The sequence below is a fragment of the Streptomyces sp. HUAS TT7 genome (genome assembly GCF_051550175.1).
In the GTDB taxonomy this organism is placed as follows: Bacteria; Actinomycetota; Actinomycetes; order Streptomycetales; family Streptomycetaceae; genus Streptomyces.
Genome location: NZ_CP196175.1, coordinates 3,531,725 through 3,548,508 on the forward strand (window position 1 = coordinate 3,531,725; position 16,784 = coordinate 3,548,508).

Here is a 16,784-nt window from a genome sequence, read left to right on the forward strand (position 1 = left end):
CTTGAGAGTGGCAGGGAGAGTATTCACTCCTTGCCTTCTTCTTTTGTGTGGTCTGCTGATGAACGCGGCGTGCCGTCCGCTGATGGACGCGACGTCGGCCGCCTGCCCCCCGTGGTTCTCCTAGACGTAGTCCTCCAGGCGGGCCACTGTGAAGCCCTGCTCCTGGATGTGGCGGAGCATGTTCGCGGTCATCTCCGTCATGGACGCGCCCTTGAGCTCCTTGGGGCCGCGGAAGTGCGCCAGGATGATGTCGCCGGGGTGCAGCTTCTTGTCACCGCGCTGGTACTGCATGTTCGTGATCTGCATCGACTCGCGCCACAGCACGATGGCCTGGAGGTCGCAGGACTTGGCGGCGGCCCGGGTGTTCTCGTTCCAGTTGCCGTACGGGGGCCGGAAGAGCCGGGGCGTCTTGCCGTACTCCTTGCCCAGCTTCTTCTGCTGGGTGCATATCTCGTTCTTCTGCGCGGCCTCGCCCAGCGTGCGCAGGTTGGGGTGCGAGAGCGTGTGGTTCTCGATGGAGTTGCCGAGCTCCTGCAGCGGTTTGAAGTAGCCGTAGTCGCTGCGGATGATGTCGTCGGTCAGGAACATGGTGAAGGGGATCTTCAGGTCCTTCATCATCTCGACGAACTTGGGGTCCTTCTCGGCCCCGTCGTCGAACGTCACGAAGACGATCTTGTCCTTGGTGGGGATGTCACTCACCACCGGCACCTCGCCGGGCTTCGCCTTCACCGGCTTCTCGGCCGGGGGCGCGGGCGGCGCGGCGAACGGCTTGAGCCCCCACTTGCGGTACGCGGCCTCTGCGCCCGCCGTGTCGGCGCCCGGGGACGCCGTGTCGCTGCCCTTCGCGGACGGCGCGGAGGCGGACGGCGTGCTGCCCGATCCACCGCCCGACGAGCAGCCCGCGACCATCAGAAGTCCGAGGACGGCCGCACCGACCGCCTTCTTGCGCACGAGCCAGCCCATGTTCAATTACCCGTCCGTTTCAGCCATCACCTGCTCCTAGCTTGATGCCGAAATCGGTTGCGAGGTTGCCTTGAACGATCAGGAGGCGGCTCAGCCGACCGACTCGAAGCGCCAGCGGTGCACCGGCCTGGCCGCCAACTCCCCGTCGGGCTCGGGGAGTTCGGGCAGCTCGGCGTCGTAGGACGCGTCCCACCAGGTGATGACGAGGACCCGGTCGCCGGGCGCGCGCAGGACCTCGCGGCGCAGCGGCGACCCGGCCACGGTCTGCTCCCGCACCCAGGCGAGGAGCTCGGCGCCGCGGCCCTCGGCGGCCCGGGCCTCCCACATCAGCGCGACGGTCATGAGTACAGGTTCTTCTTGCTGACCTCGTGCACATGGTCGTGGCCGTGGGAGTGCGCGTGCGCCTCGCCCGGTACGTGTGGCTCGGTCACCGGGAGCGAGGAGTCCGCCGAGAGCTCCAGGTCGGAGGCGGGCCGGTTCCTGGCCACCATCTCCGCGCCGAGGGCCGCGACCATCGCGCCGTTGTCCGTGCACAGGCCGGGCCGCGGCACCCGCAGCCGGATCCCGGCCCGCTCGCAGCGCTCCTGGGCGAGCGCGCGGAGCCGGGAGTTGGCGGCGACGCCGCCGCCGATCATCAGGTGGTCGACGCCCTCGTCCTTGCAGGCCCGTACGGCCTTGCGGGTCAGCACGTCCACCACGGCCTCCTGGAAGGACGCGGCGACATCGCGCACCGGGACCTCCTCGCCCGCGTTGCGCTTGGCCTCGATCCAGCGGGCCACGGCGGTCTTCAGGCCGGAGAAGGAGAAGTCGTACGCCGGGTCGCGCGAGCCGGTCAGGCCGCGCGGGAACGCGATCGCCTTCGGGTCGCCCTCCTTGGCGAGCCGGTCGATGACCGGGCCGCCGGGGAAGCCGAGGTCGAGGACCCGGGCGATCTTGTCGAAGGCCTCGCCCGCGGCGTCGTCGATGGTGGCGCCCATGGGACGGACGTCGGCGGTGATGTCGGGGGCGAGCAGCAGCGAGGAGTGGCCGCCGGAGACGAGCAGCGCCATCGTCGGCTCGGGCAGCGGCCCGTGCTCCAGCTGGTCGACGCAGATGTGCGAGGCGAGGTGGTTGACCCCGTACAGCGGCTTGTTCAGGGCGTACGCGTACGCCTTGGCGGCCGAGACGCCGACGAGCAGCGCGCCCGCCAGCCCGGGGCCCGCGGTGACCGCGATGCCGTCGAGGTCGCGCGCCGAGACCCCTGCGGTCTTCAGGGCGCGCTCGATGGTCGGCACCATCGCTTCGAGGTGGGCCCGCGACGCGAACTCGGGGACCACGCCGCCGAACCGGGCGTGCGTGTCCACGCTGGAGGCGATGGCGTCGGCGAGCAGCGTCGTACCGCGCACGATGCCGACGCCGGTCTCGTCGCAGGAGGTCTCGATGCCCAGTACGAGCGGTTCGTCAGCCATCAGTCAGTCTCTTCTGTTCCTTGGACGTGTTCCTGGACGTTCAGCCGCATCACGAGTGCGTCGACGTTGCCCGGCTGGTAGTAGCCGCGTCTGAAGCCGATGGGCTCGAAGCCGAAGCGCTCGTAGAGCCTCTGGGCCCGGGTGTTGTCCACGCGCACTTCGAGCAGGACCTCGTCGCACTCGAAGGCGGTGGCGTGCTTGAGCAGATCGGTCAGGAGGCGGGCGCCGAGCCCGGTGCCCCACTGGTCGCGGGCGGCGGCGATGGTCTGCACGTCGGCGAGGTCGCCGGCCGCGGCGAGCCCGGCGTACCCGACGAGCCGCCCGTCGGCGTCCTCGGCGACCACGTAGCGGCGGGTGGCGCCCGGCCCGCGCGCGTGCGCGAGCTCGGACCAGAACATCCCCGCCGACCAGGCGTCCTCGGGGAACAGCTCGTGTTCGAGTTCGAGCACGGGCGCGATGTCCCACCAGCGCATCTCGCGCAGTACGGCCCCGCTCACTTGGGGGTGACCACCTTGTAGTTCTTGGGCACCTGCGCGTCCGGGCGGCGCAGGTACAGCGGCGTCGGCGGCAGGAAGGCCGAGCCCTCGGCGAGCTTCTCGGCGGCGAGGGCGGCGAGCGCGCCCGCCGACTGGTACTCGGGACCGCGTGCCTCGGGGAAGGACTCCGGGTAGAGCAGGGCGCCCGCGCCGACGACGGGCAGGCCGCTCAGCTCGTCCGCGATGTCGGCGGGCCGGTCGACGCCGGGCTCGCCCGCGCGCGTACGGAAGTCGTCGTACCTGGCCCAGTAGACCTCCTTGCGGCGGGCGTCGGTGGCGACCGCGAAGGGGCCCTCGATGCCCGAGGCGTAGGCGAGGCCGTCCAGGGTGCACAGGCCGTGGACGGGGACGCCGAGCACCGAGCCGAAGGTCGCGGCGGTGACCAGGCCGACCCGCAGGCCGGTGTAGGGGCCGGGGCCGACGCCGACGACCAGGTCCGTCACGGCGTCGAGTTTCAGGCCGGCCACGGCGAGCACCCGGTCGACGGCGGGCAGCAGCAGCTCCCCGTGCCTGCGGGCGTCGACCTGACTCGACTCGGCGACGACGGCGGTGCCGTCGTGCAGGGCGACGGTGACGGCGGGGGTGGCGGTATCAACGGCGAGCAAGAGCACGCGAACAGCCTACGACCAAGGCGGCGGGGGCACGGCGTCCTGCCCAAGCCGTCACCTGCTGCTACCGTCAGCCGCAGGTATGACCGTAGGCATGCACGTACGTACGAAAGGGGAAGCCCAGGTGGCAAGGAGCAGCACGGGGTTCGTGGCCGGGCTGACCGCGGCCGCTCTCGCGGTGGTCGGCTTCCTCGCCTACCAGGCCTCGGCGAGCGCGCCTCCGCGGTCCCAGCTCGCGGCCCCCGGTACCAGCGCGTCCCCGTCGGTGGAGCCGTCGAACGCGCCGCCCGCCGGGTCCCCCGCCAACAAGCCCGACCTCGCGGTGCCGGCGAATTCCGGCACCGGTGTCCGTGTCGTGTACGCGCTCGGCGCGAAGCGGGTGTGGCTGGTGGGCGTGACGAAGACGCCGAAGACGTTCGCGGTCGTGCCGTCCAGCATCAGCCCGAAGCCCGGCACCTACGCCGTGCTCTCGCGGACCGGCGGCAAGATCCAGGGCTCGGACGGGGTGATGGTCGAGCACGTCGTGCGGTTCGCCGTCAACGAGAACGTGACGATCGGCTTCAGCGCGGCGGTGGACGGCTCGATGACGAGCCCCAAGACCGACAAGAAGGCCGGCGGCATCCGTATGACGCGGGCGGACGGCGACGCGATGTGGACGTTCGCGACCCGCAACTCGAAGGTCGTCGTCGTCCCGTAGGCGCCTGGAACCCGGCCCGACGAACACCCGATAGGACTACGCGGCGTCCTTGCGCGCGTCACCCTCGTCGGCCGCCGGGGCGCTCTCGCGCGGCGGCGTCGACACGGCGGTGGCCGCGGCGCACGAGGCGAGCAGATCGTGTATCGACACCCCGAGCGGCACCGGGACGCCCCGCGGGGCCTGCGGCTTCGCTTCGCGTTCCGGCACGGTCATGGCGGCCTCCTGGGGCTGCGGAAGAAGGCGCGGTTAGGTAGACCTAACCAGGTCTCTGTCTCCATGTGACCATGCCCGGTGCGACCGGCGCAACACTTTGCCGACGTCTTGTCGGAACGTACGGCCCGCTCCAGCCGCACCCGGCCGGGGCCTCAGAGACTCTCGACCCCGGCGCCGGTCCAGCGGGGCCCGATTCCCGCGACCGTGACGATCCGGCGGTCGTCGTCGGTCTCGCCCACGACGCGGTCGATCAGGACCTGGAGCCGGTCCTCGGACAGCTCCTCGACCTTGCCCTCGCCCCACTCGACGACCACCACGGACTCGGGCAGCGACACGTCGAGATCGAGGTCCTCCATCTCGTCGAGGCCCCCGCCGAGCCGGTACGCGTCCACGTGCACCAGCGCGGGCCCGCCGGTCAGCGAGGGGTGGACGCGGGCGATGACGAAGGTGGGGGACGTTACGGCGCCGCGCACGCCGAGGCCCTCGCCGAGGCCGCGGGTGAGGGTCGTCTTGCCGGCGCCGAGTTCCCCGGTGAGCATGACGAGGTCGCCGGGGCGGAGCAGTTTGGCGATGCGGCGGCCCAACTCCTGCATTTCGGAAGGGGAGTTGAGCGTCAGGCGGGTGCCGGCGTCAGCCGCCGGGCTGCTGTGCGGTGCTTCCATACGTCCCAACGTTAGCGGCCTGCGGCACCGCGCCGACCCGGGCCAGGAGGTCCGCGAGGCGGTCGGTGACCGTCTCGGGGTGCTCCAGCATCACCAGGTGCCCGCCGTCCGGCACGATGACCAGCTCCGCGTCGGGCAGCAGATCGGCGATGGCCTCGCTGTGCGAGCTGGGCGTGACCAGGTCGCGGTCGCCGGCCAGGACCAGGACGGGGACCTCCGCGAAGATCGCCAGGGCGGCCGTCTTGTCGTGCTCCGAGAAGGCCGGATAGAACTCCGCGACCACGTCGATGGGGGTGTTCTCGATCATCCGCTCGGCGAACCGGGCCACCGCCGGGTCGACGTCCTTGGAGGAGAACGAGTAGCGCTTGATCATGCCCGCGAACAGGTCGGCCGTCGCCCGCCGCCCCCGCTCCACGAGCTCGGCCTGCGAGCCCAGCGCCTTGAGCACGCCCGGCAGCACCCGGCGCACCGCGTTGACCCCGGCCACCGGGAGCCCGTAGTTGACCTCGCCGAGCTTGCCCGAGGACGTACCGACGAAGCCGACGCCGACCACGCGGTCCCTGATCAGCTCGGGGTACTGGTCGGCCAGGGCCATGATCGTCATGCCGCCCATGGAGTGGCCGACCAGGACGAGCGGGCCGTCCGGAGCCGCCGCGTCGATGACGGCCTTCAGATCGCGGCCGAGCTGGTCGATGTCGACCGGGATGCCGTCGCGCTGGGCCTTGCCGCGGTCCGAGCGGCCGTGGCTGCGCTGGTCCCAGTGCACCGTGCGCAGCACTCCGCGCAGCGCGGCCCGCTGGAAGTGCCAGGAGTCCTGGCTGAGGCAGTAGCCGTGCGAGAACACCACGGTGACCGGGGCCGGGACCTTGCGCCCGAACAGCCGGCGCTTGCGCGAGCCGTTGGCACCCGCCTCCGGCTCGACCTCGTCGGTCTCGTAGTAGAGGACCGTGCCGTCATCGGCGACCGCCCTGCCGGGCATGCCCCGCAGCGACCCGTAGGGCCCGGACGCGTCGAGCGCGAGCCGTGCCTTTCTGCGCATGCCGCGCCCGACGGTGAGGCGCTCTATGGCGACACCCGCCGCCGCGCCCGCCGCGACCACGCCTATCGCGGCCCCCGCGATCCCGGCAAGGCGCCAGTTCCCCACCGCCGACTGGGCATCCTGGACCGCGGATACGACGGCGTCCCCCGTGCTGCTCTCGCTCACCGTGCCGCTCCGCTCTTACTCGTCGTCGTCGGAACACTCATTCACGTAGACGCGGGGCACCCGCGAACCGATGCGCGTCACGATCTCGTAGCCGATGGTGTCGGCCGCCCGCGCCCAGTCCTCGGCCGTGGGCTCCCCGTGGTCGCCCGGTCCGAACAGCACCGCCCGGTCGCCCGGCTCGACCCTGTCCCCCTCAAGGTCGACCACGAACTGATCCATGGCAATGCGGCCCGCCGCGGTACGTACTTTCCCGCCCACCAGAACCGGACCGCGCCCGGAGGCGTGCCGCGGGATGCCGTCGGCGTAACCGAGCGGGACGAGGCCGAGGGTGGTCTCGCCCTTCGTGACGTAGTGATGCCCGTAACTGACGCCGTGACCCGCCGGAACCTGCTTGGCGAGCGCCACCGAGGCCGAAAGGGTCATGACCGGCCGCAGGCCGAGCTCGCGCGCCGTACCGAGCTCCGGCGCGGGCGAGATGCCGTACATGGCGATGCCGGTGCGTACGAGGTCGAAGTGGGACTCGGGGAGGGTGAGCGTGGCCGGGGAGTTGGCGATGTGCCGCACCTCGGGGCTGATGCCCGCCTTCTCCGCGAACGCGGTCATCTCCTGGAACACCGAGAGCTGGGCCGCGATCGAGGGGTGACCCGGCTCGTCGGCGCAGGCCAGGTGCGACCACAGGCCGGTGACCGTGACCCCGGGGGCGGCGAGCGCCGCGTGGACGAGTTCCGGCCAGTCGGCGGGCTGGCAGCCGTTGCGACCGAGCCCGGTGTCGGCCTTGAGCTGGACTCTGGCGGTACGCCCGGCGGCGCGAGCGGCCTCGACGACCTCCCGCAGCGCCCACATGCCACTGACCGAGACGTCGATGTCCGCCTCGACGGCCTCGCGCCAGGGGCCGCCCGGCGTCCACAGCCAGCACATCATCGGGCCCTCGATGCCGGCCGCGCGCAGCTCCAGCGCCTCGTGCGGGGTCGCGGTGCCGATCCACGCGGCGCCCGCCTCCTGCGCCGCCCTGGCGCACGGCACCGCGCCATGCCCGTACGCGTCCGCCTTCACCACGGCCATGAGCTGCGCGCCGGGCGAACAGGCGCGCAGCGTGCGCACGTTGGCGCGCAGCGCGCCGAGATCGATCTCGGCGCGGGCGCGCCCGGCGGGGTACTGAGTCATCGTGGTCATCGCGCCAAGTCTCTCAGAGCGCACGGGGACTCGGATTGTGCCGCAGGACACATCGGCGGGGGCGGCTCAGGTGCCCTCGCGGTGCCCCCACACATAGACGCCGTCGCCCTGGCGCAGGACGTCCCACAGTTTGCGCGCATCACCGACGCTGAGGTTCACACACCCGTGGCTTCCCTCCGATGTGTACACGCTGTGGTAGATGGCGTGGAAGGCCTGCCCGCCGTCGAAGAACTGGGCGTACGGCATGGACTGGTGGTAGATCGTCGACCAGTGGTTCTTGTGCCGCCAGTAGACCTTGTGCCACCCAACCCGGGTGGGCAGCGAGGCCCGCCCACTACGAATGGGCACAGGGCCGAAGGTGACTTTCTTCCCCGTCTGCACCCACATCAACTGCCGCGCCAGATCCACGCAGGCCACCCGCTGGGCCTTCACGGGGCACTCGTGCGCGGCGTTGGGATTCTTGCCCGCGGACAGGAACTGCATCCGGGACCAGGTGACCGGCCCCGCGAACCCGATGGCCGGCGAAATCCCCTGCGCCTGCTGGAACTTGCGGACCGCGGCACAGTCGGCGGCGGACTGCCGCCCGTCCACCGTGAGCCCGAGCCACCGCTCGATCTGCTTCTGGTACGGCCCGGCCTTGGCGGTACAGCTACCGGGCTTGGCGGCGACCTCACTCTGCGGCACGTACTCGACGAGCCGGTACGCCCCCTCGGGCGCGGCAACCGGTTCGAGCCGGTCCTCGGCGGCACTGGGCTGGTAGACGAGCGGAGGCAGCGCCTGATCGGGGGTGTCGAGCGGCCCCGCCTGCGAGTCGAGCACCTCACCGGGGACGAGGACCTCGGGGATGCTGGGGGTGGCGTTGCCCGGCGCGGGGTCACCGGGGGCGGGCGGAGCGGGATCGCCGGGGGCGGGCGGGGCGGAGCTGCCCAGCGCCGGGTCGCTGGGGGCGGGGTTGCCCGGTGCGGGCGGGACGGGAGGCGCGGGCACTGCGAATCGGCGGGGTGGCGGGGGCAGGGGGACGCCGGTGCTGGGCGCGGCGGCCCCGAGCGCGAGAGTGGCGGCCAGCAGCAGCCCGCAAGCGCCGAATCCCTGCCGCTTCTTCGATCTCTGTCGTTTTTGGGGTTTTTGTGTTTTCTGATGAGTTTGTCCTTGGCTCATAGGCCTAGAGAACCCCCGGCTCCGGGCGTGTCGCGGAAGCCGCGCGGCGGATGTCACCCGGTGGCAGGGGTTGCCCTGGTGGGCGCGGCGGCGGGCGGCGGAAGGTCCCGCCAGGCGCAGCACCGGGCCGCGAACTCCTCCACCCTCGCGAAGACCCGGTCGGGGGTCGCGGGCTCCGGCCCACCGGGGGCCGCGGCGAACGCCGCCGCGAGAGCCGCCGCCTGCACCCCGCCTCCGCGCCCGCCGACGTACCCGAACTCGGCGAGCGCGCTCCAGAGATCACCGCGGTGCCGCCGCAGGGCCCCGGCGAGGTGCCGCGGGGTGCAGGCCTCGCCCGGCACGGCGTACGAGGACGGCTCACCAAGCCTCAACAACCCTGCGGAGGAAGCGAGTTGACCGTCCTCGACGGCGACGACCTCCCTCTCGGCCACCGCGATCCGCTCGACGGGCCCGAGGCCGGCGGGCCCGGGCCGGACGACCGCGGTGAGCTCGGCGGCCATGGCCGGGGGCGCGGGGACGAGCACGGCGACGGGGCCGAGCAGCAGGGCGGCGATGCGGCCGGGTTCGAGGGTGACGTGGGGGTGCGGCTGGTTCATGCGGGCCATGAAACCGGTGGGGGCGGGTGAGGGGGGTGCGCACACGCGGGGCGCGGCCGAGCCGCTTCAGCGGGCTGAGGATCTGGTGCGCTTCGGCCTGCGGGCCGGGGGTGGCCGGTCGCTCCCCCAAGTTCTCGGCTTCTCCCCCAAGGCCTAAAGGGCCAGGGGGGACCCCCATGAACAGGGGGGACCCCCATCGCGGCGGAGCCGCACAATGTCACAGCCCCGCGCCCCTAGCAACGTCGGTGCTGGCCCGCATCAGGGCATTTCAGCCTGTCATGGGGGTCCCCCCTGGCCCTTAAGGCCTTGGGGGAGATTGAGGACGAGCGCCCTTAAGGCGCGAACGGGGTCTGGGGCGGAGCCCCAGGAGTCGAGCTCGGCACGCCCACAACCCCCGGAGGCCACGCGGCGGAGCCGCAGAGTGTCACAGCGGGAAGGGGCGGGGTGGGGCCCCCTCCCCTCACCCGGCCGACGCGGCCACATCCCGCCAGACCCCCGGCACCGCCTCAGCCACCCCGTACGCGGTCGCAGGCGCCCCCTGCGAGGCATGGCGCCCGGCCAGGCCATGGAGGTAGGCCGCCACCGACCCCGCATCCCGACCCCGCAGCCCCGCCGCGAGCAACGAGCCCGCAAGCCCCGACAGCACGTCGCCGCTGCCCGCCGTGGCCAGCCAGGGCGTACCGGTCGGGTTGACCCGTACCGGACCGGCCGCGTCCGCGACCAGCGTGGTCGATCCCTTGAGCAGCACCGTCGCCCCGTACCGCGAGGCCAGTTCGCGCACCGAGGCCAGCCGCTCGGCCTCGACCTTCTCGCGCGGCACCCCGAGCAGCGCGGCCGCCTCGCCCGCGTGCGGGGTGAGCAGGGTGGCCGCCGAGCGGGCCCGTACGGCGTCGGGGTCGAGACCGCGCAGCCCGTCCGCGTCCACCAGAACGGGCACGTCCGAGCCGAGCACCTCGTCAACGTCCGGCATTTCCCCAAACTCTCGACTCCGCTCGATCAAGGGAGACCCCAATCCCAGCCCCGGCCCGACCACCCACGCCTGTACCCGCCCGGCCTTCGCGGGCGAGCCGTCCGACACGAGGGTCTCGGGGAAGCGCGCGATGACCGCGTCGCCGCAGGGCCCGACGTACCGCACCGCCCCGGCCCCGCCCCTCAGCGCGCCCGCGACCGCGAGAACCGCCGCGCCGGGATAGCGCGCCGAACCGGCGACGACGCCGACGACGCCGCGTCGGTACTTGTCGCTCTCGGCGGCGGGGGTGGGCAACAGGTCGGCCACGTCGGCGTGTTGGAGGGCCTCGGCGTCGGGGACGGAGGGCAGGTCGAGCCCGATGGGGATGAGCCGGACGGCCCCCGCGTACTCGCGTGCCGGGTCGATGAGCAGCCCCGGCTTGTACGCCCCGAACGTGACGGTCGCGTCCGCCCGCAGCGCCTCGCCGGGCACCTCGCCGGTGCCCGCGTCCACTCCGCTGGGGAGGTCGACGGCGACGACGACGGCGTTGGATCCGCGGGCCGCCCGGGCGAGCGGGATCGCGTCGGGGCGGAGCCCCCCGCGGCCGCCGATGCCGGTAATGCCGTCCAGTACGAGGTCGGCGACGGCAAGCACCTCGAAGGGGTCGTCGGCGACGCGGCCGCCGGCCCTCAGCAGCGCCGCCAGCCCTTCGAGGTGGGCGCGGTCCGGGTTGAGCAGCACCGCGCTGACGCCTGCGCCCCGGCGGGCCAGGCGGGCCCCCGCGAACAGGGCGTCGCCGCCGTTGTCCCCGCTGCCGACGAGCAGCACGACTCTGGCGCCGTAGACCCGGCCCAGCATGTCCGCGCAGGCCGCGGCGAGGCCGGCGGCGGCGCGCTGCATGAGCGTGCCGGGTGGGAGGAGGGCCATGAGCTCGCCCTCGGCGGCCCGAACGGTGTCGACGTCGTAGGCAGTACGCATGCCACCCACTCTCCCCCACCCCGCCCCTCCCCGCCCTGCCATTCGCGGCTCCGCCGCGCGCCCGTCGGGGGGGTGCACGGGGACTCCGCCCCAGCCCCGGCGGATTCCCCCACCCCCCGTCAGCTTCGGGGGCTGCGCCCCGGGCCCCGTTCGCACCAGCAGGGCTGAATGGGATGAACGACTTCCCTCTGCGGACCGTGGATGGCTGGTCGCGCAGTTCCCCGCGCCCCTAGCGGCACGATCCTGGGCCACGCTGGCATCTTCAGCCCGTCCGGCGTTTGAGGACGAGCGCCCTTTAGGCGCGAACGGGGTCTGGGGCGGAGCCCCAGGAGTCCAGCTCAGCACACCCACAACCCCCGGAGGCCACGCGGCGGAGCCGCAGAGTGTCACAGCGGGAAGGGGCGGGGTGGGGGGAGACTCACCCCTCCGCGATCACCACCGCAGACGCGACCCCCGCATCATGGCTGAGCGAAACATGCCAATGCCGAACCCCCAGCTCCGCCGCCCGCGCAGCGACAGACCCTCGCACCCGGAGCCTCGGCTGCCCACTCCCCTCCACGTACACCTCCGCATCCGTCCACAGCAGCCCCGGCGGCGCCCCCAGGGCCTTCGCAAGGGCTTCCTTCGCCGCGAACCGCACCGCCAGCGAGGCGACTCCGCGCCGCTCGCCGCTGGGCAGTATCAACTCGTCCTCCACGAACAGCCGTTGGAGCATCGCGGGGGTGCGCTCGATGGACTCCCCGAACCGCTCGATCTCGGCAACGTCGATCCCCACGCCAATGATCACGCGCTCACTCCACCGTCACGGACTTGGCCAGGTTGCGAGGCTGGTCGACCTCGTTGCCCCGCGCCGTGGCCAGCTCGCACGCGAAGACCTGGAGCGGCACGGTCGACACCAGGGGCTGGAGCAGCGTGGGCGTGACGGGGATGCGGATCAGATGGTCCGCGTACGGCGCCACCGCCTCGTCCCCCTCCTCCGCGATCACGATCGTCCGCGCCCCGCGCGCCCGGATCTCCTGGATGTTCGAAACGATCTTGTCGTGCAACACCGACCGCCCCCTCGGCGACGGAACGACCACCACCACCGGCAGGTCCTCCTCGATCAGCGCGATCGGCCCGTGCTTCAGCTCCCCCGCCGCGAAGCCCTCGGCGTGCATGTACGCCAGCTCCTTGAGCTTGAGCGCGCCTTCGAGGGCGACCGGGTAGCCGACGTGCCGGCCGAGGAAGAGCACCGTGTTCTTGTCGGCGAGCGAGCGCGCCAACTCCCGTACGGGCTCCATGGTTTCGAGGACGCGGTCGACCTCGGTGGCGATCGCGGCGAGGTCGTGGACGACGGCCTGGATCTCGTCGCCCCACTTGGTGCCGCGCACCTGCCCGAGGTACAGCGCGACGAGGTAGCAGGCCACCAGCTGGGTGAGGAAGGCCTTCGTCGAGGCGACGGCCACCTCGGGGCCCGCGTGCGTGTACAGGACCGCGTCCGACTCGCGCGGGATCGTCGACCCGTTGGTGTTGCAGATCGCGAGGACCTTCGCGCCCTGCTCGCGGGCGTGCCGCAGCGCCATCAGCGTGTCCATCGTCTCGCCGGACTGCGAGATGGCGATGACCAGCGTGCGCTGGTCGAGGATCGGGTCCCGGTAGCGGAACTCGCTGGCCAGCTCCGTCTCGCACGGGATCCGCGTCCAGTGCTCGATCGCCAGCTTCGCGATCATGCCCGCGTGGTAGGCGGTCCCGCACGCCACGATGACGACCTTGTCGACCTCGCGCAGCACGGAGTCGGGGATGCGCAGCTCGTCCAGGGTCAGCGAGCCCGCCGCGTCGATCCGGCCGAGCAGCGTGTCGGCGACCGCCTTCGGCTGCTCGGCGATCTCCTTGAGCATGAAGTAGTCGTAGCCGCCCTTCTCGGCGGCGGAGGCGTCCCAGTCGACGTGGTACGCCCGGGTCTCGGCCGGCGCCCCGTCGAAGTCGGTGACCACCACGCCGTCCCGGCGCAGCTCGACGACCTGGTCCTGGCCGAGTTCGATCGCGGAGCGGGTGTGCGCGATGAACGCGGCGACGTCCGAGGCGAGGAAGGCCTCCCCTTCGCCGATGCCCACCACGAGCGGCGAGTTGCGCCGCGCGCCCACCACCACGTCCGGCTCGTCCGCGTGCACCGCGACCAGCGTGAACGCGCCTTCGAGCCGCCGGCACACCTGCCGCATGGCCTCCGCCAGGTCCTCGGCCGAGGAGTGGCACTCGGCGAGGAGGTGCGCGACGACCTCGGTGTCCGTCTCGGAGGCGAGCTGGTGGCCGCGCTCGGCGAGCTCGGCCCGCAGCGCGGCGAAGTTCTCGATGATCCCGTTGTGTACGACGGCCACCCGCCCGGCGTTGTCCAGGTGCGGGTGCGCGTTGCTGTCGGTCGGCCCGCCGTGCGTGGCCCACCGGGTGTGCCCGATGCCGGTCGCCCCGGCGGGCAGCGGCGCCTCCAGGAGCGCCTTCTCCAGATTGACCAGCTTCCCTGCCCTCTTCGCCGCGGCGAGCCCGCCGTCCGCGAGGACCGCGACGCCCGCCGAGTCGTATCCGCGGTACTCCAGCCGCTTGAGCCCCGCCACGACGACGTCCAGCGCCGACTGCCCGCCTACGTAACCCACGATTCCGCACATAGAAACCCCTCCATGGCCGCCCGGCCAGGTCCTCATGACCGAGCCACCTTGCCACGAGAACCGGCGACTCCCCGCTTCCAACGCCCAGGGACACGGGTTGTACCTGGAGCAGAGCGAGGAAGCCGGGCCGGCGTCCGTGCCACGGCCGGCGCCGTCACCATGAGGGACGATCCGCAGGCCCCCAGCGGCCGTACGTCTTCGTGATCACCGACGACTCCGGCCTCCAGGTCAACTGGTGATCCCTGGCCTAGACGGCGACCACGGGCGGGCTCCCCCGGCGGAGCCCGCCACCCGTCATGCCTCCATCGCAGGTCAGGAGGGGTTTCAGCGCATCGTCGCCCCAGGAGCGGCGAGGGCTCGGGAGCAGGGGCCGCCGTTTCATGCCGCGCGGCCCACGTGACCCACCCCACCCCCCACGCACGTCATACAGCCGCAACAATGGACCCGTGATCACTTCGCCGCCACGGAGCGCCCACCGCAAGCCGGAGACGACTCCCTACGTGGACCTGACCCGCGCAGAGTGGAGTGCCCTGCGCGACAAGACGCCGCTGCCGCTCACCGCCGACGAGGTCGAGCGGCTGCGCGGGCTCGGTGACGTCATCGACCTCGACGAAGTGCGCGACATCTATCTGCCGCTGTCCCGGCTGCTCAACCTGTACGTGGAGGCCACCGCCAATCTGCGCGGCACCCTCAACACGTTCCTGGGCGACGCGGGCAACGGCCACGGCACCCAGCGCGGCACCCCGTTCGTCATAGGGGTCGCCGGTTCCGTGGCGGTCGGCAAGTCGACCGTGGCCCGACTGCTCCAGGCGCTGCTCGCCCGCTGGCCCGAGCACCCCCGCGTCGAGCTGGTCACCACCGACGGCTTCCTGTATCCGATGGCCGAGCTCCAGCGCCGCGGCCTGATGTCCCGCAAGGGCTTCCCCGAGTCGTACGACCGCCGGGCCCTGACCCGGTTCGTCGCGGACATCAAGGCGGGCAAGGACGAGGTCACCGCACCCGTCTACTCGCACCTGATCTACGACATCGTGCCGGACGAGCGCCTCGTGGTGCGCCGCCCCGACATCCTGATCGTGGAGGGCCTCAACGTCCTTCAGCCCGCCCTGCCCGGCCAGGACGGCCGCACCCGGGTCGGCCTCGCGGACTACTTCGACTTCAGCGTGTACGTGGACGCGCGCACCGAGGACATCGAGTCCTGGTACCTCAACCGCTTCCGCAAGCTGCGCGAGACCGCCTTCCAGAACCCGTTCTCGTACTTCCGCAAGTACACCCAGGTCTCCGAGGAAGAGGCCCTCGACTACGCCCGGACGACCTGGCGCACCATCAACCGGCCCAACCTGGTGGAGAACGTGGCCCCCACGCGCGGCCGCGCCACCCTCGTCGTACGCAAGGGGCCCGACCACAAGATCCAGAAGATCTCCCTGCGCAAGCTCTGAGGCCGCTGATTCCGGACATGCGAGAGCGCCGGCCCACCCCTCAAGGGCGGACCGGCGCTCTCGTCAACTCCCTTAGCCCAGAGCCGACTTGACCACATCGGCGAGGCGGCTCGCGACCGAGCGGGCCTGCTCGATGTCGGCGGCCTCGACCATCACGCGGACCAGCGGCTCGGTGCCCGACGGGCGGAGCAGCACCCGGCCGGTGGCACCCAGCTCGCGCTCGGCCTCGGCGACGGCCGCGCCCAGCTCGGCGGAGGTGGACACGCGGGACTTGTCGACGTCGGGGACGTTCACCAGGACCTGCGGCAGGCGCTCCATGACCCCGGCGAGGTCGGCGAGCGTGCGGCGGGTGGCCGCGACACGGGCGGCCAGCATCAGGCCGGTCAGCGTGCCGTCACCGGTGGTCGCGTGGTCCAGGATGATCACGTGGCCGGACTGCTCGCCGCCGAGCGCGTACCCGTGCTCCTTCATCGACTCCAGGACGTAGCGGTCGCCGACCGCGGTCTGGACGAGCTGGATGCCCTCGCGCTCCATGGCGATCTTGAAGCCCAGGTTGGACATGACGGTGCCGACGACGGTGTTGCCGCGCAGCGTGCCCGCCTCGCGCATGGCGAGGGCGAGGACCGCGAGGATCTGGTCGCCGTCGACCTCGTTGCCCGCACCGTCCACGGCCAGGCAGCGGTCGGCGTCGCCGTCGTGCGCGATGCCGAGGTCGGCGCCGTGCTCGACGACGGCCGCCTTCAGAAGGTCGAGGTGGGTGGAGCCGCAGCCGTCGTTGATGTTGAGCCCGTCCGGCTCGGCACCGATCGTGACGACCTCGGCGCCGGCCCGCGTGAACGCCTCCGGCGAGACCCGGGCGGCCGCGCCGTGCGCCTCGTCCAGGACGACCTTGAGACCGTCGAGGCGGTTGGGCAGCACGCCGATGAGGTGCGCGACGTACCGGTCGAAGCCCTCGTCGTACGAGCGGACGCGGCCCACACCGGCACCGGTCGGGCGCTCCCACGGCTCGCCCGTGCGGTGCTGCTCGTAGATCGACTCGATGCGGTCCTCCAGCTCGTCGGCGAGCTTGTGGCCGCCGCGCGCGAAGAACTTGACACCGTTGTCCGGCATGGCGTTGTGGCTGGCCGAGAGCATCACGCCGAGGTCGGCACCCAGCACGCCGGTGAGGTACGCCACCGCGGGGGTGGGCAGCACACCGACCCGCAGGACGTCCACGCCCGCGCTCGCGAGGCCCGCGACGACCGCGGCCTCCAGGAACTCTCCCGACGCCCTGGGGTCGCGCCCGACCACGGCGGTCGGCCGATGCCCCTCAAAGGTCCCCGCCTCGGCGAGCACGTGCGCCGCCGCGACCGACAGGCCGAGCGCGAGCTCCGCCGTCAGATCCGAGTTGGCGACACCGCGCACGCCGTCCGTGCCGAAGAGTCGTCCCACGTCTGTCCTCCGAAAACCTCAAAGTGCGGGGTAGATAGACGAACGCCCCGGCAGCACGGAGTGTGCTGCCGGGGCGAACGAAAGCCGTAGTGG

17 protein-coding genes are annotated in these 16,784 nt (G+C 72.3%); 2 read left to right on the forward strand and 15 right to left on the reverse strand.

Annotation, left to right across the window (positions count from 1 at the left end; translation table 11 throughout):
• Positions 1 to 120 precede the first annotated feature (120 nt).
• The 5 genes from ACSHXC_RS15695 to tsaB all read right to left on the reverse strand — a co-directional run bounded on the left by ACSHXC_RS15695 (position 121) and on the right by tsaB (position 3,558).
• Complete coding sequence (locus ACSHXC_RS15695) at positions 121 to 963, reverse strand: polysaccharide deacetylase family protein (protein WP_438292228.1); 843 nt, start codon at positions 961 to 963, stop codon at positions 121 to 123.
• Between the two features lie 90 nt (positions 964 to 1,053).
• Positions 1,054 to 1,305, reverse strand: a complete 252-nt coding sequence (locus ACSHXC_RS15700; RefSeq protein WP_438292229.1) for a hypothetical protein — start codon at positions 1,303 to 1,305, stop codon at positions 1,054 to 1,056.
• On the reverse strand, positions 1,302 to 2,411 hold the full coding sequence (gene tsaD, locus ACSHXC_RS15705; protein WP_438292230.1) for a tRNA (adenosine(37)-N6)-threonylcarbamoyltransferase complex transferase subunit TsaD: 1,110 nt from the start codon (positions 2,409 to 2,411) through the stop codon (positions 1,302 to 1,304). Before tsaD ends, ACSHXC_RS15700 begins: the two co-directional genes overlap by 4 nt.
• On the reverse strand, positions 2,411 to 2,884 hold the full coding sequence (gene rimI / locus ACSHXC_RS15710) for a ribosomal protein S18-alanine N-acetyltransferase (RefSeq protein WP_438296609.1): 474 nt from the start codon (positions 2,882 to 2,884) through the stop codon (positions 2,411 to 2,413). Before rimI ends, tsaD begins: the two co-directional genes overlap by 1 nt.
• 20 nt (positions 2,885 to 2,904) lie before the next feature.
• A complete protein-coding gene (tsaB, locus tag ACSHXC_RS15715) occupies positions 2,905 to 3,558 on the reverse strand; it encodes a tRNA (adenosine(37)-N6)-threonylcarbamoyltransferase complex dimerization subunit type 1 TsaB (protein ID WP_438292231.1) in 654 nt (217 codons plus the stop codon).
• Positions 3,559 to 3,703: 145 nt separating this feature from the next.
• Here tsaB and ACSHXC_RS15720 point away from each other — a divergent pair, with 145 nt between their 5' ends.
• Positions 3,704 to 4,252 carry a hypothetical protein gene (locus ACSHXC_RS15720; protein ID WP_438296611.1) on the forward strand — a complete coding sequence of 183 codons (549 nt, stop codon included), beginning with the start codon at positions 3,704 to 3,706 and terminating at the stop codon, positions 4,250 to 4,252.
• Between the two features lie 36 nt (positions 4,253 to 4,288).
• On the opposite strand, the gene ACSHXC_RS15725 is transcribed toward ACSHXC_RS15720, so the two are convergent.
• The 9 genes from ACSHXC_RS15725 to glmS form a co-directional block, all read right to left on the reverse strand.
• Positions 4,289 to 4,465, reverse strand: a complete 177-nt coding sequence (locus ACSHXC_RS15725) for a hypothetical protein (protein ID WP_199827021.1) — start codon at positions 4,463 to 4,465, stop codon at positions 4,289 to 4,291.
• A 152-nt stretch (positions 4,466 to 4,617) separates the two neighbouring features.
• Positions 4,618 to 5,127: a tRNA (adenosine(37)-N6)-threonylcarbamoyltransferase complex ATPase subunit type 1 TsaE gene (gene tsaE, locus ACSHXC_RS15730; protein ID WP_438292232.1), complete on the reverse strand. Its 510-nt coding sequence runs from the start codon at positions 5,125 to 5,127 to the stop codon at positions 4,618 to 4,620.
• A complete protein-coding gene (locus ACSHXC_RS15735; protein WP_438292233.1) occupies positions 5,096 to 6,331 on the reverse strand; it encodes an alpha/beta fold hydrolase in 1,236 nt (411 codons plus the stop codon). The genes tsaE and ACSHXC_RS15735 overlap by 32 nt, the downstream gene beginning before the upstream one ends.
• 15 nt (positions 6,332 to 6,346) lie before the next feature.
• Positions 6,347 to 7,495, reverse strand: a complete 1,149-nt coding sequence (gene alr / locus ACSHXC_RS15740) for an alanine racemase (protein ID WP_438296612.1) — start codon at positions 7,493 to 7,495, stop codon at positions 6,347 to 6,349.
• A 75-nt stretch (positions 7,496 to 7,570) separates the two neighbouring features.
• Positions 7,571 to 8,491, reverse strand: a complete 921-nt coding sequence (locus ACSHXC_RS15745; protein WP_438292234.1) for a L,D-transpeptidase family protein — start codon at positions 8,489 to 8,491, stop codon at positions 7,571 to 7,573.
• Positions 8,492 to 8,715: 224 nt separating this feature from the next.
• Positions 8,716 to 9,258 carry a hypothetical protein gene (locus ACSHXC_RS15750; RefSeq protein ID WP_438292235.1) on the reverse strand — a complete coding sequence of 181 codons (543 nt, stop codon included), beginning with the start codon at positions 9,256 to 9,258 and terminating at the stop codon, positions 8,716 to 8,718.
• Positions 9,259 to 9,718: 460 nt separating this feature from the next.
• Positions 9,719 to 11,185, reverse strand: coding sequence for an NAD(P)H-hydrate dehydratase (locus ACSHXC_RS15755; protein ID WP_438292236.1), 1,467 nt, complete (start codon positions 11,183 to 11,185; stop codon positions 9,719 to 9,721).
• Between the two features lie 418 nt (positions 11,186 to 11,603).
• On the reverse strand, positions 11,604 to 11,972 hold the full coding sequence (locus ACSHXC_RS15760; protein WP_438292237.1) for a holo-ACP synthase: 369 nt from the start codon (positions 11,970 to 11,972) through the stop codon (positions 11,604 to 11,606).
• A gap of 4 nt (positions 11,973 to 11,976) precedes the next feature.
• On the reverse strand, positions 11,977 to 13,824 hold the full coding sequence (gene glmS, locus ACSHXC_RS15765; protein ID WP_438292238.1) for a glutamine--fructose-6-phosphate transaminase (isomerizing): 1,848 nt from the start codon (positions 13,822 to 13,824) through the stop codon (positions 11,977 to 11,979).
• Positions 13,825 to 14,270: 446 nt separating this feature from the next.
• Between glmS and coaA the strand changes: the two genes are divergently transcribed.
• On the forward strand, positions 14,271 to 15,260 hold the full coding sequence (gene coaA / locus ACSHXC_RS15770) for a type I pantothenate kinase (RefSeq protein ID WP_438292239.1): 990 nt from the start codon (positions 14,271 to 14,273) through the stop codon (positions 15,258 to 15,260).
• Between the two features lie 72 nt (positions 15,261 to 15,332).
• Here coaA and glmM read toward each other — a convergent pair whose 3' ends face one another.
• Positions 15,333 to 16,691, reverse strand: a complete 1,359-nt coding sequence (glmM, locus tag ACSHXC_RS15775) for a phosphoglucosamine mutase (protein ID WP_438292240.1) — start codon at positions 16,689 to 16,691, stop codon at positions 15,333 to 15,335.
• Positions 16,692 to 16,784: the final 93 nt, after the last annotated feature.

What these genes read in the sequence shown, in the direction of transcription:
- alr (WP_438296612.1), bottom strand. Translation starts at nt 7,495, where the DNA reads ATGACTCAGTACCCCGCCGGGCGCGCCCGCGCCGAGATCGATCTCGGC.
- ACSHXC_RS15755 (WP_438292236.1), bottom strand. Translation starts at nt 11,185, where the DNA reads ATGCGTACTGCCTACGACGTCGACACCGTTCGGGCCGCCGAGGGCGAG.
- rimI (WP_438296609.1), bottom strand. Translation starts at nt 2,884, where the DNA reads ATGCGCTGGTGGGACATCGCGCCCGTGCTCGAACTCGAACACGAGCTG.
- ACSHXC_RS15695 (WP_438292228.1), bottom strand. Translation starts at nt 963, where the DNA reads ATGGGCTGGCTCGTGCGCAAGAAGGCGGTCGGTGCGGCCGTCCTCGGA.
- ACSHXC_RS15700 (WP_438292229.1), bottom strand. Translation starts at nt 1,305, where the DNA reads ATGACCGTCGCGCTGATGTGGGAGGCCCGGGCCGCCGAGGGCCGCGGC.
- ACSHXC_RS15725 (WP_199827021.1), bottom strand. Translation starts at nt 4,465, where the DNA reads ATGACCGTGCCGGAACGCGAAGCGAAGCCGCAGGCCCCGCGGGGCGTC.
- ACSHXC_RS15750 (WP_438292235.1), bottom strand. Translation starts at nt 9,258, where the DNA reads ATGAACCAGCCGCACCCCCACGTCACCCTCGAACCCGGCCGCATCGCC.
- tsaE (WP_438292232.1), bottom strand. Translation starts at nt 5,127, where the DNA reads ATGGAAGCACCGCACAGCAGCCCGGCGGCTGACGCCGGCACCCGCCTG.
- glmS (WP_438292238.1), bottom strand. Translation starts at nt 13,824, where the DNA reads ATGTGCGGAATCGTGGGTTACGTAGGCGGGCAGTCGGCGCTGGACGTC.
- tsaD (WP_438292230.1), bottom strand. Translation starts at nt 2,411, where the DNA reads ATGGCTGACGAACCGCTCGTACTGGGCATCGAGACCTCCTGCGACGAG.